We start from the raw sequence: 1699 nt of genomic DNA, 5'->3' as shown, positions 1-1699 counted from the left end.
AAATTATATAACCCAAGCGCTTGAAAGCGTCCATTCTCAAACATTTACCGATCTTGAAATAATAGTAATAGACGATAAATCGACAGACCAATCTCTTTCGACAGTCACAGACTGGTTTGAGAAAAGAAGCAATAATTTCAAGAGAGCGTTGCTGTTATCAAATATTGACAATTTTGGTCTTGCAGCAAGTCGCAATATAGGGCTTGAGCATGCCCGCGGAGAATTCGTCTTTATTTTAGATGCAGATAATGAAATATATCCAAGGGCAATTGGATGCCTATTAGATGCTTGTTGCACTGCCGGATCAGATGCTGCCTATTCACAAATCGAGATTTTTGGCGATGTCTCTGATATCGGTGCTGCTGATATTTGGAGCAAAGAGCGCTTCAAGATAAGCAATTATGTAGACGCGATGGCTCTTATAAGAAAGTCTGCTATCGAAGCTGTCGGCGGCTATTCTTTCTTTCATATCCCCGGGTGGGAAGATTATGATCTTTGGTGCAATTTTATTGAAACTGATCGCTATGGCGTGTACGTCCCACAGATACTCTGTAGGTACCGGGTTCATAAATCTTCAATGCTTCGCATGGAAACAAATGTTCAGTCTAAAGCATTGATGTCAGAGTTTATATTAAGGCATAATTGGATTAATTGGTAATTCTTTATCGGAGGATGACATGGATTATTCTGGTGAGCGATTCCATCCTGATCGGGTAGGCATCACTGCTTACGAACATTGGCAGAGATACGCATTTGCGAGGCAATTTGTCAAAGAAAAATCTGTATTGGATGTTGCTTGCGGCGAGGGCTATGGAGCCGCTTTCTTAGCTGAATCCGCGATTGATGTTCATGCCGTCGATGTAAGTTTTGAAGCTATTGAATGGGCATCCAAATCATACAGCAGGTCAAATTTACGATTTTGCGTTTCGGACATTTCTAATTTACCTTTTAAGGACGAAAAATTTGATGTAGTTACTTGCTTTGAAACAATCGAACACATACTTGATCATGAAAGCGCATTTTCTGAGATCAAGAGAGTATTGAAGAAAAATGGGTTACTTTTGATTTCAACTCCTGACAAGTCTTTGTACTCTGACGGTTTAGGGCAGTCGAATATATTTCATAAGCTTGAACTCACGACGGATGAGTTTGAGGAGATTTGCAAAAAGTTTTTCAAAAAAAATAAGCTACTTGGCCAGAGGATTTATCAAACATCAGTTCTTTCGCCACTAGACAGTAATGTTAAAAGTAATATAAATATCCACAGTCTAGCGAATGGCTCTATTAGCCAGTCGATCGCTAACATGGTCGACCCAATTTACATTATCGCGTGTTGCTCTGATGCGGCATTACCATTACAGATTGATCAAACATCAATTTTGTATGATAATACTTATGAAGCTCAGAGCGAACTTGAAATCATCCATAGCTGGGCTCAAAGTCTCCGAGCAGAGCTTGATCATTTTAAATTTGGCAGTTCTACGAATGACGGTGGGGATAAAGGTCATACACAAGATCTAAGTCGCGGGAAAGACGATTTTAATCAGCATAAAGTTATTACTGGTATTAACAATTTAAGGCGCCAATTAGAAAATATGGAGAAATTCGATAAAGATCAGCGCTTGTTAGGAATGTCAGTTGAAATACAAGGTAAATTGGATCTTCTTCAAAAAAGTATTGCTATAATACAGCGTTCCAT

2 protein-coding genes are annotated in these 1699 nt (G+C 39.1%); both read left to right on the top strand.

The genetic code is table 11. From position 1 onward, the window contains the following. Positions 1–658: glycosyltransferase family A protein (locus FV234_RS25730; RefSeq protein WP_147832432.1), on the top strand; the 658-nt coding region annotated here is incomplete at its 5' end. Between the two features lie 19 nt (positions 659–677). After that, positions 678–1699, top strand: a 1022-nt coding sequence (locus tag FV234_RS25725; RefSeq protein WP_147832431.1) for a class I SAM-dependent methyltransferase, incomplete at its 3' end; no start/stop codon positions are given.

The sequence above is a fragment of the Methylobacterium sp. WL8 genome, assembly GCF_008040045.1.
GTDB lineage: Bacteria > Pseudomonadota > Alphaproteobacteria > Rhizobiales > Beijerinckiaceae > Methylobacterium > Methylobacterium cerastii.
Note: the sequence above shows the minus strand (reverse complement) of the source record. Positions and strands in the feature narration are given on the sequence as shown.